Origin of the sequence: Streptomyces sp. NPDC093600 (genome assembly GCF_044764755.1) — a bacterium.
GTDB lineage: Bacteria > Actinomycetota > Actinomycetes > Streptomycetales > Streptomycetaceae > Streptomyces.
On record NZ_JBIWIU010000001.1, the window covers coordinates 78,964 to 104,348 of the forward strand.

At 71.3% G+C, this 25,385-nt stretch carries 25 protein-coding genes and 1 tRNA gene; 14 read left to right on the forward strand and 12 right to left on the reverse strand.

Annotated features, from left to right (window positions below; all coding sequences use genetic code 11):
* Nucleotides 1-49: 49 nt before the first annotated feature.
* Together ACIRB4_RS00430 and ACIRB4_RS00435 are read left to right on the forward strand one after the other, a co-directional pair.
* Entirely contained in the window at nucleotides 50-811 is a 762-nt protein-coding gene (locus tag ACIRB4_RS00430; protein WP_403287563.1) for a phosphoglyceromutase, read from the forward strand.
* Nucleotides 812-998: 187 nt separating this feature from the next.
* The gene (locus ACIRB4_RS00435) at nucleotides 999-1,466 is read left to right on the forward strand and encodes a GNAT family N-acetyltransferase (protein WP_403287564.1); all 468 of its coding nucleotides are present in this window, start codon (nucleotides 999-1,001) and stop codon (nucleotides 1,464-1,466) included.
* A 153-nt stretch (nucleotides 1,467-1,619) separates the two neighbouring features.
* Here the strand turns inward: ACIRB4_RS00435 and ACIRB4_RS00440 are convergent, their stop codons facing one another.
* Both ACIRB4_RS00440 and phoU read right to left on the reverse strand, forming a co-directional pair.
* Nucleotides 1,620-1,769 carry a hypothetical protein gene (locus ACIRB4_RS00440; RefSeq protein WP_403287565.1) on the reverse strand — a complete coding sequence of 50 codons (150 nt, stop codon included), beginning with the start codon at nucleotides 1,767-1,769 and terminating at the stop codon, nucleotides 1,620-1,622.
* Between the two features lie 102 nt (nucleotides 1,770-1,871).
* A complete protein-coding gene (phoU, locus tag ACIRB4_RS00445; protein ID WP_403287566.1) occupies nucleotides 1,872-2,552 on the reverse strand; it encodes a phosphate signaling complex protein PhoU in 681 nt (226 codons plus the stop codon).
* A gap of 263 nt (nucleotides 2,553-2,815) precedes the next feature.
* Between phoU and ACIRB4_RS00450 the strand changes: the two genes are divergently transcribed.
* Together ACIRB4_RS00450 and ACIRB4_RS00455 are read left to right on the forward strand one after the other, a co-directional pair.
* A complete protein-coding gene (locus tag ACIRB4_RS00450) occupies nucleotides 2,816-4,204 on the forward strand; it encodes a sensor histidine kinase (protein WP_403287567.1) in 1,389 nt (462 codons plus the stop codon).
* Entirely contained in the window at nucleotides 4,201-4,881 is a 681-nt protein-coding gene (locus ACIRB4_RS00455; RefSeq protein WP_017242433.1) for a response regulator transcription factor, read from the forward strand. Before ACIRB4_RS00450 ends, ACIRB4_RS00455 begins: the two co-directional genes overlap by 4 nt.
* A 115-nt stretch (nucleotides 4,882-4,996) precedes the next feature.
* On the opposite strand, the gene ACIRB4_RS00460 is transcribed toward ACIRB4_RS00455, so the two are convergent.
* Nucleotides 4,997-5,617: a DUF461 domain-containing protein gene (locus ACIRB4_RS00460; RefSeq protein WP_403287568.1), complete on the reverse strand. Its 621-nt coding sequence runs from the start codon at nucleotides 5,615-5,617 to the stop codon at nucleotides 4,997-4,999.
* A 651-nt stretch (nucleotides 5,618-6,268) separates the two neighbouring features.
* Between ACIRB4_RS00460 and ACIRB4_RS00465 the strand changes: the two genes are divergently transcribed.
* From ACIRB4_RS00465 to ACIRB4_RS00490, 6 genes are all read left to right on the forward strand, one after another.
* Entirely contained in the window at nucleotides 6,269-6,751 is a 483-nt protein-coding gene (locus ACIRB4_RS00465) for a CarD family transcriptional regulator (RefSeq protein ID WP_003953493.1), read from the forward strand.
* Between the two features lie 375 nt (nucleotides 6,752-7,126).
* A complete protein-coding gene (gene ispD / locus ACIRB4_RS00470) occupies nucleotides 7,127-7,876 on the forward strand; it encodes a 2-C-methyl-D-erythritol 4-phosphate cytidylyltransferase (RefSeq protein ID WP_403287569.1) in 750 nt (249 codons plus the stop codon).
* Complete coding sequence (gene ispF, locus ACIRB4_RS00475) at nucleotides 7,866-8,363, forward strand: 2-C-methyl-D-erythritol 2,4-cyclodiphosphate synthase (RefSeq protein WP_403287571.1); 498 nt, start codon at nucleotides 7,866-7,868, stop codon at nucleotides 8,361-8,363. The genes ispD and ispF overlap by 11 nt, the downstream gene beginning before the upstream one ends.
* A 128-nt stretch (nucleotides 8,364-8,491) precedes the next feature.
* On the forward strand, nucleotides 8,492-9,892 hold the full coding sequence (cysS, locus tag ACIRB4_RS00480; RefSeq protein WP_403287572.1) for a cysteine--tRNA ligase: 1,401 nt from the start codon (nucleotides 8,492-8,494) through the stop codon (nucleotides 9,890-9,892).
* Nucleotides 9,893-9,985: 93 nt separating this feature from the next.
* Entirely contained in the window at nucleotides 9,986-10,945 is a 960-nt protein-coding gene (rlmB, locus tag ACIRB4_RS00485; protein ID WP_403287573.1) for a 23S rRNA (guanosine(2251)-2'-O)-methyltransferase RlmB, read from the forward strand.
* Nucleotides 10,946-11,090: 145 nt separating this feature from the next.
* Complete coding sequence (locus ACIRB4_RS00490; protein ID WP_403287574.1) at nucleotides 11,091-12,686, forward strand: DoxX family membrane protein; 1,596 nt, start codon at nucleotides 11,091-11,093, stop codon at nucleotides 12,684-12,686.
* Nucleotides 12,687-12,838: 152 nt separating this feature from the next.
* On the opposite strand, the gene ACIRB4_RS00495 is transcribed toward ACIRB4_RS00490, so the two are convergent.
* The 4 genes from ACIRB4_RS00495 to ACIRB4_RS00510 form a co-directional block, all read right to left on the reverse strand.
* The gene (locus ACIRB4_RS00495; RefSeq protein ID WP_403287575.1) at nucleotides 12,839-13,555 is read right to left on the reverse strand and encodes an NDP-sugar synthase; all 717 of its coding nucleotides are present in this window, start codon (nucleotides 13,553-13,555) and stop codon (nucleotides 12,839-12,841) included.
* Between the two features lie 53 nt (nucleotides 13,556-13,608).
* A complete protein-coding gene (locus tag ACIRB4_RS00500) occupies nucleotides 13,609-14,022 on the reverse strand; it encodes a hypothetical protein (RefSeq protein WP_403287576.1) in 414 nt (137 codons plus the stop codon).
* 228 nt (nucleotides 14,023-14,250) lie between these two features.
* Nucleotides 14,251-15,348, reverse strand: coding sequence for an ABC transporter ATP-binding protein (locus ACIRB4_RS00505; RefSeq protein ID WP_403287577.1), 1,098 nt, complete (start codon nucleotides 15,346-15,348; stop codon nucleotides 14,251-14,253).
* Nucleotides 15,349-15,705: 357 nt separating this feature from the next.
* Nucleotides 15,706-17,094, reverse strand: a complete 1,389-nt coding sequence (locus ACIRB4_RS00510; RefSeq protein ID WP_403287578.1) for an RNA-guided endonuclease InsQ/TnpB family protein — start codon at nucleotides 17,092-17,094, stop codon at nucleotides 15,706-15,708.
* 159 nt (nucleotides 17,095-17,253) lie between these two features.
* On the opposite strand from ACIRB4_RS00510, the gene ACIRB4_RS00515 reads away from it, so the two are divergent.
* A tRNA-Thr gene (locus ACIRB4_RS00515) sits at nucleotides 17,254-17,329 on the forward strand.
* Nucleotides 17,330-17,384: 55 nt separating this feature from the next.
* Here ACIRB4_RS00515 and ACIRB4_RS00520 read toward each other — a convergent pair.
* Nucleotides 17,385-18,776 carry an NAD(P)/FAD-dependent oxidoreductase gene (locus ACIRB4_RS00520; protein WP_403287579.1) on the reverse strand — a complete coding sequence of 464 codons (1,392 nt, stop codon included), beginning with the start codon at nucleotides 18,774-18,776 and terminating at the stop codon, nucleotides 17,385-17,387.
* A 120-nt stretch (nucleotides 18,777-18,896) separates the two neighbouring features.
* Here ACIRB4_RS00520 and ACIRB4_RS00525 point away from each other — a divergent pair, with 120 nt between their 5' ends.
* Entirely contained in the window at nucleotides 18,897-19,805 is a 909-nt protein-coding gene (locus ACIRB4_RS00525; RefSeq protein WP_403287580.1) for an aminoglycoside phosphotransferase family protein, read from the forward strand.
* A gap of 18 nt (nucleotides 19,806-19,823) precedes the next feature.
* Nucleotides 19,824-20,294: a GNAT family N-acetyltransferase gene (locus ACIRB4_RS00530; protein WP_403287582.1), complete on the forward strand. Its 471-nt coding sequence runs from the start codon at nucleotides 19,824-19,826 to the stop codon at nucleotides 20,292-20,294.
* 55 nt (nucleotides 20,295-20,349) lie between these two features.
* Here ACIRB4_RS00530 and ACIRB4_RS00535 read toward each other — a convergent pair whose 3' ends face one another.
* Together ACIRB4_RS00535 and ACIRB4_RS00540 are read right to left on the reverse strand one after the other, a co-directional pair.
* Entirely contained in the window at nucleotides 20,350-21,375 is a 1,026-nt protein-coding gene (locus ACIRB4_RS00535) for a zinc-binding dehydrogenase (RefSeq protein WP_403287584.1), read from the reverse strand.
* Nucleotides 21,376-21,424: 49 nt separating this feature from the next.
* The gene (locus tag ACIRB4_RS00540; RefSeq protein ID WP_403287585.1) at nucleotides 21,425-22,600 is read right to left on the reverse strand and encodes an NAD(P)-binding protein; all 1,176 of its coding nucleotides are present in this window, start codon (nucleotides 22,598-22,600) and stop codon (nucleotides 21,425-21,427) included.
* 98 nt (nucleotides 22,601-22,698) lie between these two features.
* Between ACIRB4_RS00540 and ACIRB4_RS00545 the strand changes: the two genes are divergently transcribed.
* Nucleotides 22,699-23,370, forward strand: coding sequence for a pentapeptide repeat-containing protein (locus ACIRB4_RS00545; protein ID WP_403287587.1), 672 nt, complete (start codon nucleotides 22,699-22,701; stop codon nucleotides 23,368-23,370).
* A gap of 66 nt (nucleotides 23,371-23,436) precedes the next feature.
* Here ACIRB4_RS00545 and ACIRB4_RS00550 read toward each other — a convergent pair whose 3' ends face one another.
* Both ACIRB4_RS00550 and ACIRB4_RS00555 read right to left on the reverse strand, forming a co-directional pair.
* Nucleotides 23,437-23,937 carry a hypothetical protein gene (locus tag ACIRB4_RS00550; RefSeq protein ID WP_403287588.1) on the reverse strand — a complete coding sequence of 167 codons (501 nt, stop codon included), beginning with the start codon at nucleotides 23,935-23,937 and terminating at the stop codon, nucleotides 23,437-23,439.
* A 119-nt stretch (nucleotides 23,938-24,056) separates the two neighbouring features.
* Nucleotides 24,057-25,331 (reverse strand): FAD-dependent monooxygenase, encoded by a 1,275-nt coding sequence (locus ACIRB4_RS00555; RefSeq protein WP_403287589.1) that lies wholly within the window; start codon nucleotides 25,329-25,331, stop codon nucleotides 24,057-24,059.
* Between the last annotated feature and the right edge of the window lie 54 nt (nucleotides 25,332-25,385).

A 25,385-nucleotide genomic window follows, 5' to 3' on the forward strand; every position in this document is an offset into this window, starting at 1 on the left:
GTGAATTGCGGGGAGCGTCGGGCGCCGGGCGTCGATTAGGCTCGGACGCATGGCCGACGCACCGTACAAGCTGATCCTCCTCCGCCACGGCGAGAGCGAGTGGAACGCGAAGAACCTGTTCACCGGCTGGGTGGACGTCAACCTCACCGAGAAGGGCGAGAAGGAGGCGGTCCGCGGCGGTGAGCTGCTCAAGGACGCCGGCCTGCTGCCCGACGTACTGCACACCTCCCTCCAGAAGCGCGCCATCCGCACGGCGCAGCTCGCGCTGGAGGCCGCCGACCGCCACTGGATCCCGGTCCACCGCTCCTGGCGTCTGAACGAGCGTCACTACGGCGCGCTCCAGGGCAAGGACAAGGCGCAGACCCTGGCCGAGTTCGGCGAGGAGCAGTTCATGCTCTGGCGCCGCTCGTACGACACCCCGCCGCCGGTCCTCGCCGACGACAACGAGTTCTCGCAGGCGAACGACGCGCGCTACGCCACGATCCCGCCGGAGCTGCGCCCCCGGACGGAGTGCCTGAAGGACGTCGTCGACCGCATGCTGCCGTACTGGTACGACGGCATCGTCCCGGACCTCCTGACGGGCCGCACGGTCCTGATCGCCGCGCACGGCAACAGCCTGCGCGCCCTGGTCAAGCACCTGGACGGCATCTCGGACGCGGACATCGCGGGCCTGAACATCCCGACGGGCATCCCGCTCGCGTACGAGCTCGACGAGAACTTCAAGCCGCTCAAGCCGGGCGGCACGTACCTGGACCCGGACGCGGCGGCGGCCGCGATCGAGGCCGTGAAGAACCAGGGCAAGAAGAAGTAGACAGAGCTTGATCAAGCCCCCTGCCCGCGGGTCCTCCGCCGGCGGGGGGCTTGTCGCTGTCAAGGGACGGTTGGCGAGCGGTTGTTGGACGTGGCTGAACCCGGCCTGTCCCGGGGCGCGTTCTCCTGAGACCGCGGGCGGACTTATTCGCGGGCGAAGATCATGAACGGTCGGTAGGGTCCCGGCCATGACTTCGTCGCTCCGTCTGGAGAAGATCACTCCCGAGAACGTGGACGCCGCCCTGGAGCTGCGCGTCCGGCCCGACCAGGAGAAGAACGTCGCGCCCGTCGCGAACTCGCTCGCCGAGGCGTACGCCTTCGGCGACTGTGCCTGGCCGCGGCTGATCTTCGACGGAGACGAGCTCGTCGGGTTCCTGATGGCCTTCATCGACATCCAGTGGGCCCCCAAGAAGGACCCGAACGACCGCCGCAGCGGTCTGTGGCGTCTCAACATCGCCGCCGAGCGGCAGGGCCGGGGGTACGGCCGCTTCGCCGTCGAATCGGTCATCGCCGAGGTCCGCCGCACCGGGGGCCGTCAGGTGTACGTCTCCTGGGAGCCGGGCGAGGACGGCCCCGAGGCGTTCTATCTGAAGCTCGGATTCCGGCCCACCGGCGAGACGACGGGCGGCCAGCCCGTCGGCGTCCTGGACCTCTGACGGCGCCCCGGCACGCGCTCACCCGGGCCCGGCACGAGAGCGGCACGGCCAGTACGAAGGCCGGCACGAAGGCCGAACGAAGGCCGGAACGAAGGGCCCCGCCCCGATCCTCGGATCGCCGGGCGGGGCCCTTCGCCGTCGCTGAGACACGAACTAGCCCGAGCAGCCCCCGCACTGGCACGGTGCGCCGGACTGGCAGCCGCAGCCGCAGCCCGAGCCGCACCCGCAGGCGCCGAGGACGGGCAGGAACACCGCGTCGCGCGGGGCCTCCTGCTGGGGATCGGTCGTGGCGGAATCAGCCATGGGGTCCCTCCTCGAAGGCGTAGGTCGCCTTTCCCCATTGCATGCCCGCTCCTCCCGGCGCATCAACGGCGCACAGAAGTGCGGCCCGCCTCCCCGAAGGGGTTACGCGCCCTCGACCGGCGCGTCCGACTGGTGCAGCTCGTCCGCGTGCTCGCCCGTCACCAGGTACACGACCCGCTTCGCCACCGACACCGCGTGGTCCGCGAACCGCTCGTAGTAGCGGCCGAGCAGCGTGACGTCCACCGCCGTCTCGATGCCGTGCTTCCACCGGTCGTCCATCAGGTGCTGGAACAGCGTCCGGTGCAGCAGGTCCATCTCGTCGTCGTCGTGCTCCAGCTGCAGCGCCAGGTCGACGTCCTTCGTGATGATGACCTCCGCCGCCTTCGCCATCAGGCGCTGCGCCAGCTGACCCATCTGCAGGATCGTCGCGTGCAGATCCCGCGGCACCGCCGTGTCCGGGAACCGCAGCCGCGCCAGCTTCGCCACGTGCTGCGCCAGGTCGCCGGACCGCTCCAGGTCCGCGCTCATCCGCAGCGAGGTCACCACGATCCGCAGGTCCGTCGCCACCGGCTGCTGCCGGGCGAGCAGTGCTATCGCCCGGGCCTCCAGGTCGTGCTGCAGATCGTCGACCTTCTGGTCCGCCGCGATCACGCTCTCCGCGAGCTTCAGGTCCGCGTCGAGCATCGCCGTCGTGGCGCGCCCGACCGCGGACCCGACAAGGCGGGCCATCTCGACCAGGCTCTCGCCGATCGAGTCCAGTTCCTCGTGGTACGCGTCCCGCATCGATGTCCCTCTCTCACAAGCGTCCGGGGTCCGGGTGGGGCTCGGACCCCCACGCTCCCACGTTCGGTCCCGTACGCGTCCGGCTCCTCCACCCGGAATGAACCGGTGCTTTCTCCTCGGTGAACTCTGGGCGACGCACGTCAACGTGCCGGGCAGGGCAAATGAACCACCACCGTCCCCACGGTGAACTCTGGGCGACGACTGTTCGAGCAGCCACTCGGACGGCTGGGAGAGTGTCCCTCACCCCGCATAACCTGGATGGCATGGACGTGAACGCGGCGGTCGCCGCATTGGCCGCGATCGCCGGGGTGTGCACCGGCGTGATCGCCATGCTGGCGTTCCGCTGGAGCGAGCGCGACCAGGCGCGGCCCACCCGTACCTCCCTGCACACCGACGCCGTGCTCCCGCCCGGCGTCGACACCGTGCTGTCCGTGCTGCGCTCCTCCGCGGTCGTCCTCGACGAGAGCGACTCGGTGGTCAAGGCCAGCTCGGCGGCGTACGCCCTCGGCCTGGTCCGCGGCGGGAAACTGGCCGTCGAGCCCATGCTCAACATGGCCCGCGACACCCGCCGGGACGGGGAGATACGTCAGGTGGAGCTCGACCTGCCCCGGCGCGGCAGCGGACGCGGCGAGGCCCTCGCCGTCTCCGCCCGCGTCGCGCCGCTCGGCTCCCGCCTGGTGCTGCTTCTGGTCGAGGACCTGACCGAGGCCCGCCGTATCGAAGCGGTACGGCGCGACTTCGTCGCCAACGTGAGCCATGAGCTCAAGACTCCTACGGGCGCGCTCTCCCTGCTCTCCGAGGCGGTCATGGACGCCTCGGACGACCCCGAGGCGGTCACCCGCTTCGCCGGCCGTATGCAGATCGAGGCGACCCGCCTCACCAATCTCGTACAGGAGCTCATCGACCTCTCCCGGGTGCAGAACGACGACCCGCTGGAGGACTCCGAGCCCGTACGGGTGGAGGAACTGGTCGCCGAAGCCATCGACCGCTCCCGGCACACCGCCTCCACCAAACAGATCACCATGGCCTCCGGAGGCGCCGCCGACCTGTACGTCTGGGGGAGCCGCGGCCAGCTCGCCGCCGCCCTCGGCAACCTCGTCGAGAACGCCGTCAACTACTCACCCGCCCGTACGCGGGTGGGCATCGCCGCCCGCCGCGTGGCGGCGCCGGGCGGCGACCTGATCGAGATAGCCGTGACCGACCAGGGCATCGGCATCTCCGAGAAGGACCGCGACCGGATCTTCGAGCGTTTCTACCGCGTCGACCCGGCCCGCTCCCGCGCCACCGGTGGTACGGGTCTGGGCCTGGCCATCGTCAAGCACGTGGCCGCCTCGCACGGCGGGGAGGTCACGGTCTGGAGCACCGAGGGCCAGGGCTCCACCTTCACCCTGCGGCTGCCCGAGGCGGGCGCCGTGCGGGACCGCAGGTCGTCCGCCAACGGCACCAGCACGGGCTCCGGCCACGGCCACGGCTATGGCCACGGCGACGGCTCCGACCACGGCCACGGCGACGGCTCCGACCACGGCCCCGGCCACTCCGGCTCCGGCCACGGGTCCGGCTCAGGCCCGGCCTCCGGCTCCCGAGCCTCCTCTACCTCCCCCACCCCTGATCTCATGACCGAACCGCTCCCTGCCCCGGAGGTCCTTCCGTGACCCGAGTGCTCGTCGTCGAGGATGAGGAATCCTTCAGCGACGCCCTGTCATACATGCTCCGCAAGGAAGGCTTCGAGGTCGCGGTCGCGGCGACCGGGCCCGACGGACTCGACGAGTTCGAGCGCAATGGAGCGGATCTCGTCCTCCTCGACCTCATGCTGCCGGGGCTGCCCGGCACCGAGGTCTGCCGCCAGTTGCGCGGCCGCTCGAACGTCCCGGTGATCATGGTGACCGCCAAGGACAGCGAGATCGACAAGGTCGTCGGCCTGGAGATAGGGGCCGACGACTATGTGACCAAGCCCTTCTCGTCGCGGGAGCTGGTCGCCCGCATCCGCGCGGTGCTGCGCCGGCGCGGCGAGCCGGAGGAGGTCACCCCGGCGGCCCTGGAGGCCGGCCCGGTCCGTATGGACGTGGACCGCCACGTCGTCACCGTCTCGGGCGGCAAGGTCGACCTCCCGCTGAAGGAGTTCGACCTCCTGGAGATGCTGCTGCGCAACGCGGGCCGCGTCCTGACCCGTATGCAGCTCATCGACCGGGTCTGGGGCGCGGACTACGTCGGTGACACCAAGACCCTCGACGTGCACGTCAAGCGCCTGCGCGCCAAGATCGAACCGGACCCGGGCGCGCCGCGCTACCTGGTGACGGTCCGCGGCCTGGGCTACAAGTTCGAGCCGTAGACCGGCTGGACCGGCCTGGGCCACGGACGCCCATGCCGTGAGGACGACGAAGGGGCGCCCCGCCGGATCACTCCGGCGGGGCGCCCCTTTCCGCGTCGTGTCGCCGCGCGGTCCGTCAGTGGCCGGACCCGTGGTCGGCCTCCTGGTCGGCCCCGTGGGCGGCCTCACCCGTCGGAGTGGCCGTCGCGGTCGCCGTCGGCGTGGCGCCCGGAGGCTTCGGGACTTCGGCCGGGCCGAAGTCCTTGAAGTAGCTGGTCGCGGGGACGACGAACGCCTCCAGGCTCACGTCGCCGGTCCTGCTCAGCTTGAAGACGACCTGCTGGGCGTCGCCGACCTTGGCGGCCTCGCTGCCGGTCTGGATCGTGGCGGAGGCGTTGCCCTTGCCGCCGATGATGACCGAGCCGCCCGCGGGGACGGTGATCGGGCCCGCGCCCGTGGCGGGCTTCAGCTGCACCGTGGCCTTGGTGCCCGGCAGCGTGATCGCGTCGAGGGTCTGCGGCGTGCGGCCGTTGTTGAAGATCGTGGCCGCGACGACGGCCGGGCCCTTCACGGCGGGGTCCGGCTGAGTGATCACGACCGCGTTCTGGATCTTGACGTCGTCCACCGATACGGCGGCGTTGTCCGGCCGGACGCCGAGCGTCTGCGCGTCATTGCCCGCCCCACAGGCGGACAGCGAGGCGATCGAGAACACGATGGCGGTGGCGGCGAGGGCGCCGCGTCGAAGGCTGCGGCTCACGGCGGCGGCAACTCCTAGGACGTTCGGACGGGCGATGGACAAGCCGGCTGAGGTCGAGCTGTGATCAACCGGCTAAGGGTGAGCTAAAGGTGCGTCAGCGCGCTTAGGTTACCGAGCCGCACTCTCCGGCCCGCACCCGACCCGCCCCTACGGCCGGTCCGGCGGATCCCGGCCGGGCCGCGCCCCCCTGGCACGGCCCTCGCGGCCGGTGGCCGGACGGCAGTCCATTGACCCCCTGTGACACGCCGTTCACATATCCGTCGTGATCAATTCGCCGACCGGACGCGCATTTCGCGAACCCGCACCCGAGGAAAATCCGTACCGACGTCCGATGATCAATTCGGGATTCGATCCAGGATGCATCCGTACGGGTGACCGATCCTCGAACGGAGTAGGTGAAGAGGCGCCTCCGGAACCCGGCAAACCGGTACATCACTCCTTCTTCGGAGGGTCTCGCGCGTGTGTGACGCGCGCGTTTCTCTCCGTCCGCACAGCCGCTCCGACCTGCGAATACCCCCTCCCGGAAGCCTGTCGCAGCACGTTCGTGTTGCTGTTGTCAAGCCCCGAGATATGCCCTGACCTGCGAAAACGCCATTCAGAAGAAGCCGTATCCGTGTTACCCTGGATAGCCACGGAAGGGGTACCTGTCACATGACGTTCAAGGTTGGCGACACCGTGGTCTATCCCCATCACGGGGCCGCGCTGATCGAGGCCATCGAAACTCGCCAGATCAAAGGCGTGGACAAGACCTACTTGGTGCTCAAGGTCGCCCAGGGCGACCTGACGGTTCGGGTGCCGGCGGACAACGCGGAGTTCGTCGGAGTTCGCGATGTGGTCGGTCAGGATGGGCTGGACCGGGTCTTCGAGGTGCTGCGCGCACCGTACGCCGAAGAGCCCACGAACTGGTCCCGGCGCTACAAGGCAAATCTCGAGAAGCTCGCCTCCGGCGACGTCATCAAGGTCGCCGAAGTGGTGCGTGACCTGTGGCGCCGGGAGCGCGAGCGCGGACTTTCCGCAGGTGAGAAGCGCATGCTCGCCAAGGCTCGGCAGATCCTGGTGAGCGAGCTGGCCCTCGCGGAGAACACGAACGAGGACAAGGCCGAGGCTCTCCTCGACGAGGTCCTCGCGTCCTGAGTGCAGCGATGCCGCGGTGCCCGCTGACGTGCTGTGAAACACCACAGTGCCGTCGCCGGGCGCTGCGGCATTTCGTCTCCCCGCACGTCTCGCACACCCGAGAGCGCACCACGGACGCACACGACACGCCACGCGCGCGACGCACGCGACACGCACGTCACCGCACGCACGTCGCCGTACGGCCGTAGGCGTCCACGAAAGCCCATCCAGCACACGAAGAGACCCGTAGCCCCTGTCCCCTCGCGCCACATCCCCTGTGCCCGTCGCGCTACGCCCGACCGTCGTCACGGAAAGGGCCCGGTCCACGCGTCGCGCCCGGCACGGTGAGGGCCTACCCACGTCGGCCGAGGAAACAAACCTGCCGGAGTGCAACCGATGTCAGACGAAGCGCGTCCTGTCCGTACCGCCGCGGTGATCCCTGCGGCCGGCCGGGGCGTACGGCTCGGCCCGGGCGCCCCCAAGGCGCTCCGAGCGCTGAACGGCACCCCCATGCTCATCCACGCCGTCCGCGCGATGGCCGCCTCCCGCGCGGTCTCCCTGGTCGTCGTGGTCGCCCCCTCGGACGGCGCCGCCGAGGTCAAGAACCTCCTCGACACGCACGCCCTGCCCGAGCGCACCGACTATCTGGTCGTCCCCGGCGGCGAGACCCGCCAGGAATCCGTACGGCTCGGCCTCGAAGCGCTCCCCGAGGGCATCACGACCGTCCTCGTCCACGACGCGGCCCGCCCGCTGGTCCCCGTCGACACCGTCGACGCGGTCGTCGAGGCCGTACGGGACGGGGCGGTCGCCGTCGTCCCCGCCCTGCCGCTCGCGGACACGGTGAAGGAGGTCGAGCCGGCGGAGAACAAGGGCGAGGCCGAGAAGGTCGTCGCCACGCCCGAGCGCTCCCGGCTCCGTGCCGTCCAGACGCCGCAGGGCTTCGACCACGACACCCTCGTCAACGCCCACGCCACCGTCGCCCTCGCGGGAGACGGCGCCACCGACGACGCCGGCATGGTCGAACGGCTCGGCGCGCCCGTCGTGGTCGTGCCCGGCCACGAGGAGGCGTTCAAGGTGACCCGTCCGCTCGACCTCGTCCTCGCCGAGGCCGTTCTCGCCCGCCGGAGGGCCAACGATGGCTTCTGAGCCCCTGAAGCTGCCGCAGGTCGGCATCGGCACCGACGTCCACGCCTTCGAGCGCGGCCGCGACCTGTGGTGCGCCGGCCTGCTGTGGCCGGAGGAGGAGTACGGACTCGCCGGGCACTCCGACGGTGACGTCGCCGCCCACGCCGCTTGCGACGCCCTCTTCTCCGCCGCCGGCATCGGCGACCTCGGCGCCCACTTCGGCACCTCCCGCCCCGAGTGGTCCGGCGCCTCCGGCGTCACCCTGCTCACCGAGGCCGCCCGCATCGTCCGCGCCGAGGGGTACGAGATCGGCAACGTCGCCGTCCAGGTCATCGGCGTCCGCCCGAAGGTCGGCAAGCGCCGCGACGAGGCCCAGAAGGCGTTGAGCGCAGCCGTCGGCGCCCCCGTCTCCGTCTCCGGCACGACGACCGACGGCCTCGGCCTCACCGGCCGCGCCGAGGGCCTCGCCGCCATCGCCACCGCGCTCGTCGTCCGCGTACGGCCGTAGCCGCCCGCTCTCCGATCCGGCCCGATCGACGAGACACGCCCGCAGAAGCCCGGAATGACGGTGAAAAACACGCCCCGCGGTCGGGAATCGGTCGCGGGGCACTACCACACGCCCACTACCCTGGAGTGGTGACTATTCGCCTGTACGACACCAGCGCCCGGCAGATCCGTGATTTCACCCCGCTCACACCGGGCTGTGTCTCGATCTACCTCTGTGGCGCCACCGTGCAGGCCGCCCCGCACATCGGCCACATCCGGTCGGGGCTGAACTTCGACATCATGCGCCGCTGGTTCGAGTACCGCGGCTACGACGTCACGTTCGTCCGCAACGTCACCGACATCGACGACAAGATCATCGCCAAGGCTGCCGACCAGGGCCGCCCCTGGTGGTCCATCGGCTACGAGAACGAGCGCGCCTTCAACGACGGCTACCAGGCCCTCGGTTGCCTGCCGCCCAGCTACGAGCCCCGTGCCACCGGTCACGTCACCGAGATGGTCGAGATGATGCGCGGCCTCATCGAGCGCGGCCACGCCTACGAGGCCGACGGCAGCGTCTACTTCGACGTGCGCTCCTTCCCCGGCTATCTCGCCCTGTCCAACCAGGACCTCGACGACCTGCGCCAGCCCGCCGAGGAAGGCATCACCGGCAAGCGCGACCCGCGCGACTTCGCGATGTGGAAGGCGACCAAGCCCGGCGAGCCCGACTGGGAGACCCCGTGGGGACGCGGCCGCCCCGGCTGGCACCTGGAGTGCTCGGCGATGGCCCACAAGTACCTCGGCTCCGCCTTCGACATCCACGGCGGCGGGCTCGACCTGATCTTCCCCCACCACGAGAACGAGATCGCCCAGGCCAAGGCGTTCGGCGACGACTTCGCCTCGTACTGGGTGCACAACGCCTGGGTCACCATGAGCGGCGAGAAGATGTCGAAGTCCCTCGGCAACTCCGTCCTCGTCTCCGAGATGGTCAAGAACTGGCGCCCCATCGTCCTGCGCTACTACCTCGGCACCCCGCACTACCGCTCGATGATCGAGTACAGCGAGGAGTCGCTGCGCGAGGCCGAGTCCGCGTTCGCGCGGATCGAGGGCTTCATCCAGCGCGTCACCGAGAAGGCGGGCAAGACCGTCCCGCCCGCCCCCGAGGTGCCGACCGCCTTCGCCGACGCCATGGACGACGACCTGGGCGTCCCGCACGCCCTCGCGATCATCCACACCACCGTCCGGCAGGGGAACAGCGCGCTGGCCGCCGACGACAAGGACGAGGCCATCGCCCGCCTCGCCGAGGTCCGCGCCATGCTCGGCGTCCTCGGCCTCGATCCGCTCGACCCCCAGTGGGCCGGCGAGTCCGGTGGCGGCGAGGACCTCCACGGCGTCGTCGACACACTCGTACGCCTCGTGCTCCAGCAGCGCGAGTCGGCCCGCGAGCGCAAGGACTGGGCGACCGCGGACGCGATCCGCGACCAGCTCAACCAGTCCGGCCTGGTCATCGAGGACGGCCAGGACGGGGCTCGCTGGACGCTCGCCTCCCGCTGAGGCGGGCCAGCACCCACGGATGTGCCGCTCGGCGGACCGGGCGGCACACTTCATCTACAGACTTATGTACGCAGTCGAGGAAAACAGGTAGTCATGGCCGGGAACAGCCAGCGCAGGAACCGTCGCACGTCCAACAAGAAGGGCGCGACGGTCGGCAGCGGTGGCCAGCGGCGCAAGGGCCTCGAGGGCAAGGGCCCCACGCCGCCCGCCTCCGCCCGCAAGGGTCACAAGAAGAACCGCATCGCCGCCGCCCAGGCCAAGCACGCCGCCGCCCGCCGCCCCGCACCCCGCCGCGGCGGCCCCAAGGGCACCTCCGAAATGGTCGTCGGCCGCAACCCGGTCTTCGAGGCGCTGCGCGACGGCGTCCCCGCGACCACGCTGTACGTCCAGCAGTTCATCGACAACGACGAGCGCGTACGCGACGTCCTCAAGCTCGCCGGCGAGCGCGGCAACATCAACCTGATGGAGGCCCCGCGCCAGGAGCTCGACCGGATGACGAACGGGCTCAACCACCAGGGCGTCGTCCTGCAGGTCCCGCCGTACGAGTACGCGCACCCCGAGGACCTGACGGCGGCCGCCTACGACGCCCACGAGGACCCGCTGATCGTCGCCCTCGACGGTGTCACCGACCCCCGCAACCTCGGCGCGATCGTCCGCTCCGTCTCCGCCTTCGGCGGCCACGGCGTCGTCGTCCCCGAGCGCCGCGCGGCCGGTATGACCGCCGGAGCCTGGAAGTCCTCGGCCGGCACCGCCGCCCGTACCCCCGTCTCCCGCGTCACCAACCTCACGCGCGCGCTGGAGGGCTTCCAGAAGGAGGGCCTCACGGTCGTCGGCCTCGCCGCCGACGGTGAGCACACGGTCGAGGACCTGGAGGCGCTCGACGGCCCCGTCGTCATCGTCATCGGCAGTGAGGGCAAGGGCCTCGGCCGGCTCGTCGGCGAGACCTGCGACTACCGCGTCCGCATCGCCATGCCCGGTGGCGCCGAGTCGCTCAACGCCGGCGTCGCCGCCGGAATCGTCCTCTACGAAGTCGCCCGCCGCCGCGCGCGCTGACTCTCCGTACGCCCCTCGAACGGCGTACACCCGGAACGGGCCCACCTCCCTGAGCTGGGCCCTTTCCCCTATCAGGCGATCTTGACGGGTCTCGGACATTCCGAGCCCGTCAAGGCAGTGTCCTAACCCCACGTCACTCGGTTAGATGAGTGTGGACACCAGAACGCCCCGGCCGGGGTTCGACGATCAGCCCGCGCTGAGCATGGTCAAAGTGGATTCCGACCCCGCGCAGGTCATCGTGAACCACGCCAGCTTCCGTGTGCGGCTCGCGCCGACCGCCCAGCAGCCGAAGTTCGCCGCCTCCCCCCGCCTCTCCGCGCTCGGCGGGGGAGCCGCCGTGGGTGCGGCCGCGGCCGTGGGAGCGGCGGGCCGCCGCCGCCCCGTCGTCTGGACCGGAAAGTCCGCCCCGGGCGATCCCGGCGCGACCGGACTGCTCCAGGCCATGCGCGAGTCCTCCGTCTCCACCCTGGAACCCCCCGCGTCCCACGACGCCGGGGCGACGCAGGCCATCCCGCGCATCGGCGACACCATGCCGACCCCCGTCGTCCCCGGCACCACCACGGACGGGACCCCGCTGCTGCCCCCCATGCGGCGCGCCGAGGGTGCCTACGACCCGCCGCAGGGCCAGTCGTACGAGGAGCCGGTCTACGGTCCGTCGTACGACGACGGGGACGCCGACCCGGACGACGACCGCGCCCGCTCGCACCGCCACGGCGCCGACCCGGTCCGGCACGCCTACTACCCCGGGCGCCGGATGAACCTCGGCGTCGTGCTGCTCCCGCTCCGCGTCTTCCTCGGCTTCATCTCGATCTACGCCGGCATGGGCAAGCTGTGCGACCCCGTCTACTTCGACGGCGGCGAACGCGGCTCCATGGTCAAGTGGCTCAACTCGCTCCACCCCTGGGACCTCGCCGAGCCGCTGCGCGACTTCGCCCTCCAGCACCCCGTCGGCGCGGGCCTGACCGTCGCCTTCCTCCAGGTCGTCGTCGGCGTCCTCACCGTCCTCGGGCTCTGGCAGCGGGTCGCCGCCGTCTTCGGCGCCCTGCTCTCCGCCGCGCTGATCCTCACCGTCAGCTGGAAGAGCGTCCCGGTCTACGACTCCGCCGACATCATCTTCCTCGCCGCGTGGTCGCCGCTGGTCATCGCCGGCGCCCCCGTCTACTCCATCGACGCCCGCCTCGCGGGCGAAGCCTGGCGGACGCTCGGGCCCCGCTCCGAACTGTGGGACCTGCGCCGCCGCGTCCTGCGCCGAGGCCTCGTCGTCACGTCCGTCGTCGTCGGCCTGACCCTGCTCATCGGCTCGATGCTCGGCGGAGCCGTACGCTCCACGGAGATGGTCACGGTGCCCGGCCCGAACGACGACCCGATCAACCACCTCCCCGGCCAGCCCCTCACGCGGGAGCCCGGCGAGCGCAGCCCGTCCAAGTCCGCCTCCACCCGCCCCACGCCGTCGGAGACGGCCGGCGCGAGCGGGGAGCGCGAGGAGGAGAAGAGCGCCTCACCGAGCGAGACCGCGCGGGAGACCGGCCGCACCCAGGAGAGCCGGCCCACCGCCACGCGCGGTACGGACAGTTCCCCGAGCCAGTCGAGGCCGGCCCCGACCATCACCTCCGGCCCGACGAGCACCGGCGGGGGCAGCGGAGGATCGGGCGGCTCCAGCTCGGGCGGCAGCAGCGGTTCCACGGACGGCGGCTCGACGACGGGCGGCAACCGCAACCCGATCGGCGGCCTGCTGGGCTGACGTACGCATACGAAAGGGCGGCCCCCCGCGTGGGAAGCGGGGGCCGCCCTTTCGTATGCGTACGGGGGAGGCTGGGCGTCCGCGACGTCGCCCGGGGCGGCCCGATCGGTCGGGGGACCGGTTGTCAGGCGCAGTGGGAGGCTGTCGGGCTGTCAGGCGCCCTGGGAGGCCAGCTCCTTCGCCGCCTCCGTGAGGTCCTTGGCGGTGTCGATGGCCCGCCAGTACGCCCCCTGGGGCAGCGGGAAGCCCGCCAGACGGCGCTCACGGGCGAGGCGGGGGAACGTGGTGCGCTCGTGGTCGCCCCGGTCCGGCAGAAGGTCCGTGAAGGCCGCGGAGAAGACGTACACGCCCGCGTTGATGAGATACGGCGACGGCGGCGACTCGATGAAGTCGGTGATGTGCCCGAAGGTGTCGGTCTCGACAGCGCCCCACGGGATCCGGGGGCGGGCGAGCGCGAGGGTGGCGGTGGCGTCGCGCTCCGCGTGGAACCCGGCCATCTCCCGCAGGGAGAAACGGGTCCAGATGTCGCCGTTGGTGGCGTACCAGGGCTGCCCCGGCTCGGGCAGATGCGCCGCCGCGTACTTCAGACCGCCGCCGCGGCCCAGAGGCTCCGTCTCGACGACCGTCGTCACGCGCAGGGGGAGGGCGGCGGAGGCCAGCCACTCCTGGAGGACCTCGGCGAGATGGCCGCAGGAGACCACGGCGTCCGTGACGCCCTCGGCGGCGAGCCAGGACAGCTGATGGCCGATGATCGGGGTCCCGGTGCCCGGGATCTCGACCATCGGCTTGGGGCGGTCATCGGTGTAGGGGCGCAGGCGCGAGCCCTGGCCGCCCGCCAGGACCACGGCCTGCGTCGGGGTGGTATGCATACCGGAACGATATGCGTCCCTCTTGAGGCTGAACTGTCGATCGGCGTGCCCGCTCAGCTCGCGTACATCACGCCGGACGCGAACGAGGTGTCGCAGACCGGGCGGGAGTAGGACTGGGCGCGCGTGGGGCCGTAGTACTGGACGGCGGCGCGGCCGAGGGCGCGGGCGATCGACATGCAGTGCTTGGCGAGGGACGGGCGGTTCTCGACCTCGCGCTGGAGGTGGGTGAGAGCCGTTCCGGGATCCTTCTCCTGAAGCTCTGCGAGGAGCCGGTCGCGGAGAATATCCTGCGGGGCGCGGGGCTTGGCGGGGACGGAGACGTCCTCCGAGGATGCGGTGAGCATCTGGGTCCCGGAGCCCTGGCCGGCCCACGGAACGGCGGACACCGCGAGCGTGCCGGAGAGCACCAGGACGACGGGCAGGACGAGGGCGAGAGAGCGGCCGATACGGCGGGCAGTGTGCGTCACGCAGGCGAGCGTAGCGGGCCGTAGTGACAGGGCGACATTTAGTCACTCTCGCGGGGGATGGTGAGAGGCGACTTTTCGAATTCCGTGTTGACGCGGGCGCCCGAATTGGCGGGTCTGCCGGGGTATTTGTCGACGGCCGTGGCGGGGGTACGGGGGTACGCGAGAGGCCCCGCGCCCGCAAGCGGGAACGGGGCCTTTCGGCGGATGACCGGGGCGCCGGTCCGGGCGTCAGCCGGAGAGACGCTCGCCCGTCGAGGTGGAGAAGACGTGCAGCTCGTCGGCGCGGGGCACGACGTGCAGGGTGGAGCCCTTCTCCGGCACGGCGCGGCCGCCGACTCGGACGACCAGGTCCTTGTCCTCGCCGCCGACGCGGGAGGAGCCGTAGACGTAACCGTCGGCGCCGAGCTCCTCGACGACGTTCACGGAGACGGCCAGACCCTCCTTGCTGGTGGCGCCCGAGACGTCGAAGTGCTCGGGGCGGATGCCGACCGTGACGGTCGTGTCGCCCTTGGCGGTGGCGGCGGAGAGCGCCTCGCGGGAGACGGGGACGACGCTGTTGCCGAACTTCACGCCGCCGTCCGTGATCGGGACCTCGATCAGGTTCATGGCGGGGGAGCCGATGAAGCCGGCGACGAAGAGGTTGGCGGGGCGGTCGTACATGTTCCGCGGCGAGTCGACCTGTTGGAGGAGACCGTCCTTCAGCACGGCGACGCGGTCGCCCATGGTGAGGGCCTCGACCTGGTCGTGGGTGACGTACACCGTGGTGATGCCGAGCCGGCGCTGGAGGCTGGCGATCTGCGTACGGGTGGAGACGCGGAGCTTGGCGTCGAGGTTCGACAGCGGCTCGTCCATGAGGAAGACCTGCGGCTCACGCACGATGGCGCGCCCCATGGCGACACGCTGGCGCTGACCACCGGAGAGCGCCTTGGGCTTGCGGTCGAGGTACGGCGTGAGGTCGAGGATCTTCGCGGCCTCCTCGACCTTGGCGCGGATCTCGGCCTTGTTGACGCCGGCGATCTTGAGCGCGAAGCCCATGTTGTCGGCGACGGTCATGTGCGGGTACAGCGCGTAGTTCTGGAACACCATGGCGATGTCCCGGTCCTTCGGCGGCAGGTGCGTGACGTCGCGGTCACCGATGCGGATGGAGCCGCCGTTGACGTCCTCCAGACCGGCGAGCATGCGCAGGGAGGTGGACTTGCCGCAGCCGGAGGGGCCGACGAGGACGAGGAACTCGCCGTCCTCGATCTCGATCTCGAGCTGGTCGACGGCGGGCTTGTCGGACCCCGGGTAGAGCCGGGTCGCCTTGTCGAACGTGACAGAAGCCATGGTGATGTGTCCCTTCACCGGCAGGAACGTGCCGGACGATCCGAGTAAAGGAAGGATTGAGGTCTAGTCCACCGGAGTGAACTTCCCGTGACGCTACCTCGGCGGTGTCCGATCTGTCAGCAGTCAGAGGCGGAGAGATTTTCGAGGAGCTGCTGGGCGGAGGCAGAGCGCCGCACTTGTGACCTACACCGACAGGCGGCAGAGCGGCTGGTTTTTGGCCCTGCCGACTGCGCGGCGTTTCCTGCTTCAACACCCATTGCCGACCCGGCACGACCCTGAAGGGCACGCCAGCCGGTCTTACGCGAGCTCCACAGGCCTTATGGCCGACGGCCCGTCGGTCCGTACCGCACTTTGGTCCTACGCGGCCAGGGCAGCGTCCGGCAGCGCCGACGCCCGGATCACCGAAGGCGTCGGCTTCCCCGGCGGCAGCGCAGCTGCCACCAGCCAGTACAGCCGCATCCCCTCATCGCGAAGGTTCACCGCCGCGTTCTTGTCCCTCCCGTGCACAACACCGCACTCACCGCAGATCCACTCCCGGACCGACACGTCCAGCCGGGGCCCCTTCGTGTGACAGGCCGAGCAGCGCCGCGTCGACGGAAAAAACCGGTCCACGACCACCAGCGTCCGGCCGTACCACTCGCACTTGTAGCGCAGCTGTCGCAACAGCTCACCCCACGCAGCATCCATGATCGTCTGATTCAGCTTCGCCTTACGACGCCGCCCCTGCCCCTCGGCCCGACGCATCAGATTGGCGATGGGCAGATCCTCCACCACGAGCACTTGGTTCTCGCGCACGAGGCGGGTGGTGAACTGATCCAACAGATCCCTGCGGACATCGCCGATGAGCGCGTACAGGCGCGCGATGCGCTCCCTGGCCTTCCCCCGGTTCTTCGACCCTCTCTTCTTGCGATGCAGCGCCCGCTGGCGGCGGGCGAGCTCCTCCCCGTACTTCTTCAGCAGGCGCGGATGCTCAAGCACCGAACCGTCATCCAACGTCACCAACGCAGCCAGACCGAGATCCAGCCCCACCGCCTTCGGCTCGCACCCACCGGGCAAGAACACCGGCGGCAACGGCTCGATCCGCTCCTCGACCAACACCGACAGGAAGAAGCGCCCGGCGCGATCCCGCGTCACGTTCAACCGCACCGGCACCTGACCCGCCGGCAACGGACGCGACCAGCGAATGTCCAGCGGCGCCGCCTGCTTGGCCAGTGTCACCAGACCCGTACCCGGCCGCTCCGGATCCTCCGCCCAACGAAAACCGGTCCGGACGTACGTCGCCGCATCCCGCGACCGGCCCTTCTTCTTTCGCTTCGGGTACGTGGCCGACTTCTTGAAGAACCGCGAAAACGCTCCGTCCAGATGCCGCAGCGCCTGCTGCAACACCGTCGACGACACCTCTCGCAACCACTCCCGCCCCTCCTCCCGCTTCCAGCCCGTCAATGCCCGACATGTCTCGGCGAACCCCACCGACACGCGGTGCTGCTCCCAGGCGCCGGACCGCAGGGCCAGCCCCTCGTTGTAGACCCACCGGCAGGCACCGAAGGTCTTGAGTAGCTGGTCGGCCTGGTCGGGAGAGGGATAGAAGCGGAAGCGGTAGACCCGCTGCTGCCTGCTCGCTTCCTGCGCTCGGCGCTGCATGGGAATCGCTGCGCGGCCCTGGTGCTTGCGCCGGTCGGCGATGCCCAGCGCCTCCCGCTTCACGCGCTTGGCCTCGGCGCCGACCACACGTACCGGCTCCGTCATCGCCCCTCCCCGTCCTGCTGTCCGATAGTCGGAACTGCACTCCAGTCCGGTCAACGAACGTGTGGGCGGGTCGTTACGGTGGTCGGCAATTTCTTGGCTGGTGGTTCGCGGTGCTGTGTAGAGTGGGGGAGCCTCGCGCGCGTGAAGCGAGTGAGCAACGCCGCCTTAGCTCAATTGGCAGAGCACCAACCTTGTAAGTTGGATGTCGTCGGTTCGATTCCGACAGGCGGCTCCATCAATCTCGTGTCCCGGACCACTCAGGTCCGGGACACTTGTGCGTTTCGGGGCAGTCAGCGGCCCGAGAGGCGGTCGGCGAGTGTGGCGAGGGGGGCCGTCGTCGGCGTGTGGGTGGTGGACTCGCGGCGATCGGCGGTGCGGTAGGCCGCGTACATCGACTGGACGCCGAGCCAGCGGAAGGGCTCCGGCTCCCACTTGCGGACCTTGTGGTTCACCCAGGGCAGCGCGGTCAGGTCGGTGGACCCGGACTGGCCCGAGTCCTGCTGGATGAGGTCGCGGAGCGTGCGGGCGGCGAGGTTGGCGGTGGCGACGCCGGAGCCGACGTAACCGCCTGCCCAGCCGAGGCCGGTGGAGCGGTCGAGGGTGACGGTGGCGCACCAGTCGCGCGGGACGCCCAGGACGCCGGACCAGGCGTGGGCGATGCCGAGGCCGGCGAGGGAGGGGAAGAAGCGGATGAGGATCTCGCGGAGCGCTTCGACGGTCTGGGGTTGGGTGCGTCCGTCGTTGTCGGTGCGGGAGGCGTAGCGGTAGGGGACGCCGCGGCCGCCGAGCGCGATGCGGCCGTCGGCGGTCCGCTGCGCGTACATGTAGGCGTGGGCCATGTCGCCGAGGGTTTCGAGGCCGTTCCAGCCGACGGTCTCCCACTGGGCGTCGGTGAGGGGCTCCGTGGCGATCATGGAGGAGTTCATGGGGAGCCAGGTGCGCCGCTGTCCGGCGAGGGAGGCGGTGAAGCCTTCCGTGCAGCGCAGGACGTACGGGGCGCGGACGGTGCCGTACGGGGTGACGGCGTGCTTGGGCTTGATCTCGGTGACCGGGGTGGACTCGTGGATGGTGACGCCGAGGGCTTCGACGGCCGCGGCGAGGCCCTTGACGAGCTTCACGGGGTGGAGGCGGGCGCCGTGGGGAGTCCACGTGGAGCCGACGGCGCCGGTGACGCGGACGCGGTCGGCGGTTTCGCGGGCGCCGAAGAGTTCGCGGTCCTTCTCGCCGAAGGCGATCTCGACGGCGTGGAAGTCCTTGAGGCGGGCGAGCTGGGCCGGGGAGGTCGCGACCTCCAGGACGCCGCCCTGGTGGATGTCGGCGTCGATGCCTTCCTCGGCGGCGACGCGGATGACTTCGGTGACCGTGTCGTTCATCGCCTGCTGGAGGCGGACGGCCGCGTCGTGGCCGTGGAGCTTGGCGTACCGGTCGCGGCCGGCGATGCCGTTGTAGAGCCAGCCGCCGTTTCGCCCGGAGGCGCCGTAACCGCAGAACTTGGCTTCCAGGACGGTGATGTTGAGGAAGGGGACGGCCTTCTTGAGGTAGTAGGCGGTCCACAGGCCGGTGTAGCCGCCGCCGACTATGCAGACGTCGGCCGTGGCGTCCCCGGGCAGAGGCTCGCGGGGGGCGGGGGTGCCTTCCCGCGCGTACCAGTACGAAATGCCGCCGTTGACCGTGCTGCTCATGGTGCCCTTCTCCCTGAGGTGTGGGCGGGAGGTTACTTGAGCCGTCGGCCTTGTGGATACGGGTCTGGCCTTCGGGCGCGAGCCCGGCCTGCACGGCAAGACGCCCCTTAGCATTGCCGTGTGTCTTCCCCTGTGATTCATGTACCGGAGGAACTCGCGGAGTCCCAGGCGCGGTTCAACGGCGACGCGGGGCGCGCGTTCGTCGCCGCGCTGCCCGGGCGGGCCGCGCACTTTATGGACCGGTGGGGGCTGCGGCCGACCGGACCGTCGATGTACGGCGTGGCGTCGCTGGTCCTGCCGGTGACGCGGACGGCCGACGGTGCGCGGGCCGCGTTGAAGATGCAGCTCCTGGACGAGGAGAGCGCGGGGGAGGCGGTGGCGCTGCGGGCGTGGGGAGGCGCCGGGGCCGTACGTCTCCTCGACGAGGATCCGGAGACGGGGACGCTGCTTCTGGAGCGGCTGGACGAGACCCGGCATCTGTCGACGGTGGAGGACACCCGGGAGGTGACGCGGATCCTGACGGACGTGCTCGCCCGGCTGGTCGCGGCGCCCGCGCCGGAGGGCGTGCGCCGGCTCGATGACATCGCCGCGCGGATGCTGGCGGACGTACCGGGGGCGGCGTCGCGGCTCGGGGCGGAGGACGCGCGGCTGCTGCGGGACTGTGCCGCGGCGGTACGGGAGGTCATGGGCGAGCCGGGCGACCGGCTGCTCCACTGGGACCTGCACAGCGACAACATCCTGGCGGCCGACCGGGAGCCGTGGCTGGCGATCGACCCGAAGCCGCTGGCCGGGGACCCGGGGTTCGATCTGCTGCCGGCGCTGACGAGCGCCTTCGATCCGGACCCGGCGGAGACGCTGTGGCGTTTCGACCTGATGACGGAGGTCCTGGGGCTCGACAGGGCGCGGTCGGCGGCCTGGACGCTGGGACGGGTGCTGCAGAACGGGCTGTGGGACGTGGAGGACGGGGAGCCGGAACTGGACGAGGAACAGGTGTCCATCGCCCGGACACTCTTGGCGCGCACGCGCTGACCGGGGCAGGCTGAGCGCATGATTCGTACTGCCACTCCTGCCGATGTCCCCGTCATCCACGCGATGGTCCGCGAGCTCGCCGAGTACGAGAAGGCGCTCGACGAGGCCCGCGCGAGCGAGGACCAGCTGCGCGAGGCGCTGTTCGGCGAGCGCCCCGCCGCGTTCGCCCACATCGCGGAGACGGACGAGGGCGAGGTGGCGGGCTTCGCGCTGTGGTTCCTGAACTTCTCGACGTGGCGCGGGGTGCACGGGATCTATCTGGAGGACCTGTACGTACGGCCGTCGCTGCGGGGCGGCGGCCACGGGAAGGCGCTGCTGCGGGAGCTGGCGCGGATCTGTGTGGAGCGGGGGTACGAGCGCATGGAGTGGTCGGTCCTCGACTGGAACACCCCGTCGATCGACTTCTACAAGTCGCTGGGCGCGAAGCCGCAGGACGAGTGGACGGTGTACCGGCTGACGGACGAGGCGCTCGCGTCGCTGGGGGCGTAAGCGGGTTCGGCGGTTCTCCGGCTCGGTGGGTCTCCGTTTCGGGTTCTGCGTCGCGTTACGGGATCAGGACCACCTTGCCGACCGTGCCGCGGGTTTCCAGGGCCCGGTGGGCGGTGGACGCCTCGGCGAGGGGGAAGGGGTGGACGGCCGGGCGGAGGTGGCCCGCCGTGGCGGCGGCGAGGGAGGCGAGTTCGAGGTTGCGGATGTCGCCGCCGGCCTTCTGGAGCATGACCGGGCCGAGGACGCTCTCGGAGGTGATGCCCCGGGCGGTGAGCTCCTCCTCGGTGAAGGTGAGGGGTTTTCCGTCGTGGAGGCCGCTGTCGGACCAGCCGAAGACGAGGTGTTGGCCGCCCTTGCCGAGGAGGTCGACGGCGGCGCGGCCGGTGTCTCCTCCGACGGAGTCGAAGACGACGGTGGGCGCGGGGGTCTCCCCGGACGGAGTCCGGGGCAGGTCGCTGAGGAAGGCGCGTACTTCGTCGGGCCAGTGGGGGAGCGTGTAGTCGACGGCCAGGTCCGCGCCGTTGTCCCGGACGAGGGCGACCTTCTCGGGGCCGCCCGCGAGGCCGATGACGGTGGCGCCGGCGTTCTTCGCGTACTGGACGAGGAGCGTGCCGATGCCCCCGGCGGCCGCCGGGACGACGGCGACCGAGTCGGGACCGAGTTCGGTGAACTGGAGGATGCCGAGCGTGGTGCGGCCGGTGCCGATCATGGCGACGGCTTCGGCGTCACCGAGGGTGTCGGGGAGTTCGTGGAGCCTGGCGGCGTCGACGACGGCGAGTTCGGCGTAGCCCCCGGGGGCGAGGCCGAGGTGGGCGACGACCCGCTTGCCGAGCCAGGCCGGGTCGGTGCCTTCGCCGAGCGCGTCCACGGTGCCGGCGACCTCGCGGCCGGGGATCGTGGGGAGTTCGGCGGGGGCGGGGAACGGGCCGGTCTGCCCCCTGCGCAGGGCCGTGTCGAGGAGGTGGACCCCGGCCGCGGTGACCGCGACACGTACCTGGCCGGGGCCCGGGACCGGGTCGGGGACCTCCTCGTACGTCAGGTTCTCGGCGGGGCCGAAGGCGTGGAGGCGGATGGCGTGCATGGCGGGCTCCCCGGGTCGTGTGATCGTTCGGTGAGCCCAGCTTTCAACCTCAAGCGGCCTTGAGGTCAAGGCGAGTTGCGCGCAGGGCCAGCGACACGGCTTCGACGGCGCTGGTGAAGGAGACCTCCGAGAGCACGCCGGGCGCCGCGACCTGGTCGCCGACGAGGTAGACGCCGTCGCCGCGGTCGATCGCCGGGCGGTCGCGCCAGGTGGTGCCCGGCCGGTCGACCGCGCCCGTACGGCCGTCGGAGACGGCTTCGCGGCGCCGGACCGTACGGTCGCGCCAGCCGGGGAACCCGAGGTCGAGCAGGCGTTCCGCGTGGGCGACGCCGTCGGCCTTGGACCGGCCCGGGCCGATGGGCAGTTGGGCCTGGATCAACTCTTCGCCGGCCGGGGCGAGGGACGGGTCCTGCGCGGTGAAGCGTTCGATCCAGCCGGGGGCGTCCAGGTCGGAGATGACGAACGGGTCTCCCGCGCGGCGGCGCAGCGCCAGGTCGAAGAGGACCGTGCGGCCGCTCTCCCAGCTCAGGCCGGGGTCGCCGAGGAGGCGGGCGGCCGCGGCGAGGGAGGTGGCGACGATGACGGGTCCGTCGGCGAGCGGCAGCGCGTCGAGGCGGGAGGAGGTCTCGATCCGTACGCCCAGGTCCCAGGCCCGGGCGGCCATCCGGTCGATCAGCTCTCCCCAGCCGCCGCGGATGTAGCGGGCCTCGGGAGGCAGTGCGGCGGCCCGGTGGAGCCGTTCCTGGACGAAGCGGGCGGAGAGCGAGCCCGGGTCGTGGTGGAAGAGGGCGACCCCGGCGTACGCGGCGGCGTCGCGGGCGGCCCGGGGGCCGGCGACCCGGGTGGCCCAGGTGAGGAAGTCGAGGTCGACGGGGGCCTGTTCGGCCGTACGGAGGGTGTGGCGCAGGAATCCGAGGGGCGGGGTGCGGCGCAGTGCGCCGTCGCGGTGGAAGCGGAACCGGGCGGCCTCCAGCGGCGGGAGGGGCGCGAGCGGGCCGAGGAGTCCGCGCTGCCGGAGCCAGGTCCAGTGGGGGCCGCCGTTGTAGAGGGCGTGGGGTCCCTCGTTGGTGCGGTACGGCCCTTCGGCGGTGCGGGCGCGGCCGCCGAGGGTGTGGTGGGCCTCGTGGAGGGTGACCTTGGCCCCCGCCTCGGCGGCGGTGAGGGCCGCGGTGAGTCCGGCGAATCCGCCGCCGACGACGGTGATGTGCTGCCTGTTCCGCTGCATGTGGACGCTCCCTGGGTCGGTCTCATGAACGGGACGGACGCGGGGGTACGGGGTGTGACATCGGGGCGTTGTCAGTGGTGCACGTCACTATGGGGGGCATGGCGACACGGAACGGCAAGAAGGCGGTGGCCGCCGTGCGGCGGGCGGAGGTGCGGCTGCCGCCGCTGACGGCGTACGAAGGGGGGCTTGAGCCGGACGGGGACTATGACGGCCTCGAATTCACCGGCCTCGACCTGGCGGGGCAGGACGGGGCGGGCGCGCGTTTCATGGACTGCGCGCTGCGGGAGTGCGCGCTGGACGAGACGCGGCTGACGGCGGCGCGTGTGCTGGACTGTGTGCTGAGCGGGATACGGGGGGTGGGGACGGATCTGGCGGGGGCGTCGCTGCGTGATGTGGAGGTCCTGGACGCGCGCCTCGGGGGGACGCAGCTGCACGGGGCGGTCCTGGAGAGGGTCGTGGTGCGCGGCGGGAAGATCGACTATCTGAATCTGCGGATGGCGAAGCTGAAGGACGTCGTCTTCGAGGGGTGCGTGCTGAGCGAGCCGGATTTCGGCGGCGTGCGGCTGGAGAGGGTGGAGTTCCGTGACTGTGTGCTGACGGGGGCGGACTTCGGCGGGGCCCGGATGAAGGACGTGGACCTGCGGACGGTCGAGCGGCTGGAGATCGCGCGCGGAGTGGACGCCTTGTCGGGCGCGGTGATCAGTACGGGGCAGCTGCTGGACCTGGCACCGGTGTTCGCGGCGCAGTTGGGGGTGCGCGTGGAGGACTAGGCCGTGTCCGCGTTGTCTCGCCTGGTCTGCGGCTTCCGGCGCGCACTCCCTGGCCGCGCGCGGGTGTCAGGGGACGCGGGGGAAGCGGGCCTGGAGGTCCCAGATGACGGGGTTGTCGCCGAGGCCCTCGTGCATGTCGGTGAGGTCGGCGATCAGGTCGTGCAGGAAGTCGCGGGCCTCGCGGCGCAGCTCGCGGTGGTTGAAGGTGAGCGGCGGCTCGTCGCCGGGCATCCAGTCGGCCTCGACGTCCACCCAGCCGAAGCGGCGCTCGAAGAGCATGCGGTCGGAGGACTCGGTGAAGTCGAGCTCGGCGTACTGGGGGCGCGCGGACCGGTTGCCGCGCGGGTCGCGGTCGAGCTGCTCGACGATGTCGCACAGCGCCCAGGCGAAGTCGAGCACCGGCACCCATCCCCAGGCTGTGGACAGCTCGCGGTCGGCCTTGGGGTCGGCGAGGTAGACGTCCCCGCAGAAGAGGTCGTGGCGCAGGGCGTGGACGTCCGCGCGGCGGTAGTCGGTCTGCGGGGGGTCGGGGAAGCGACGGGAGAGGGAGTAGCCGATGTCGAGCACGGGTCGATGGTCCCACGCCGGGGGAGGCGGCGGGCCGGGGCCGGTGCGGGGGAGAAACGGGGGGCGGGGGCGTCGGCTGCCGTACCGGACCCGGGCCGGCCCCCGTGCGGGCCCCGCCGTCAGGCGCCCGTACCGGTACGCGTCCGGGTCCGGGTCTGGGACGTGCGGGCTTGGACCGTGCGGGCGAGGCGGGGGCCCAGCCAGCGCTTGAGGCGGCGCAGTGCTTCCAGCTGCCCGGCGGCCTTGTCGAGCCGGTAGTAGAGCTGGGGCGGGACGTAGGGAAGCAGAGGGGAGTGCCGCTGGCCGAGGAGGGCGAACATCCGGGCCGGTTCCAGGTGCATGTAGCGGGGGAGGTTCTCGTACCACCGGGCGCTGTAGCGGGCCGCGCTCTGGGCCGACAGGAGCTCCGCGCGCCGCCGCCGGCCGTAACGGCTCAGCGCCTCGTCGAGGCTCCGGCCGGCCCCCGCGCCGGTGCCCGCCCCCGAAACCTCGCGCAGGGCGTCCGCGAGGGCGAGGGCGTCCTCCAGGGCCAGGGTGGTGCCCGCGCCGATGGAGTAGTGGGTGGTGTGGGCGGCGTCGCCGAGGAGGACCAGGTTGCCCCGGTGCCAGGTGCGGTTGGTCAGCGTCCGGAAGTGCAGCCACCGGGCGGCGGCGTCGGCCTGCGACCGGCCGATCAGCGGATGACCGTCCAGGAGGTCGTGGAAGAGCTTCTCCAGCAGGTTCAGGCTGTCCGCCTCGCCCATCGTGCCGAGGCCCAGACCGGCCCATGTCTCCGGGGAGCATTCGACGACGCACGTGGACCGCTCGCCGCTGAAACCGTAGGCGTAGCACCAGATCCAGCCGTGCTCCGTCTCCTTGAAGGCGAAGCTGAAGGAGTCGAAGACCTTGGTGGTGCCGAGCCAGATGTACGGGTTGCGGCCGGTGGTCACCTCGGCGCCGAAGTGGTCGCCGTGGGCCTCGCGCAGCACGCTGTTCACCCCGTCCGCGGCGACGATCAGATCGGCGCCGGCGAGCTCCGGGGCGTCCTCGCCGCTGATCGCGTGCTCGAACTCGACCCGTACGCCCAGGGCCTGGGCCCGCTCGGCGAGGAGGGTGAGCATCCGGCGGCGGCCGATGCCGAAGCCCTCGTCGCCGCGGTGGACGGTCCGCTCGTCGCGGACGATGGCGGCGCCGTCGGTCCAGCGCACGGACGCCTCGCCGATGGCGTCGGCGGACTCGGGGTCACCGGCCCGGAGCTTGTCGAGGAGCCCGGCCCAGTAGGTGACGCCCCAGCCGTAGGTGGAGCCGGCCGGGTTGCGTTCGTAGACCGTGATGTCGTGGGACGGGTCCTGCCGCTTCATCAGGATCGAGAAGTACAGGCCGGCGGGCCCACCGCCGACGCAGGCGATCTTCACGCGCGCTCCCGCTATCTCACACTTTGTGATGGAAAGGTAGCGAAGCGTAGCAGT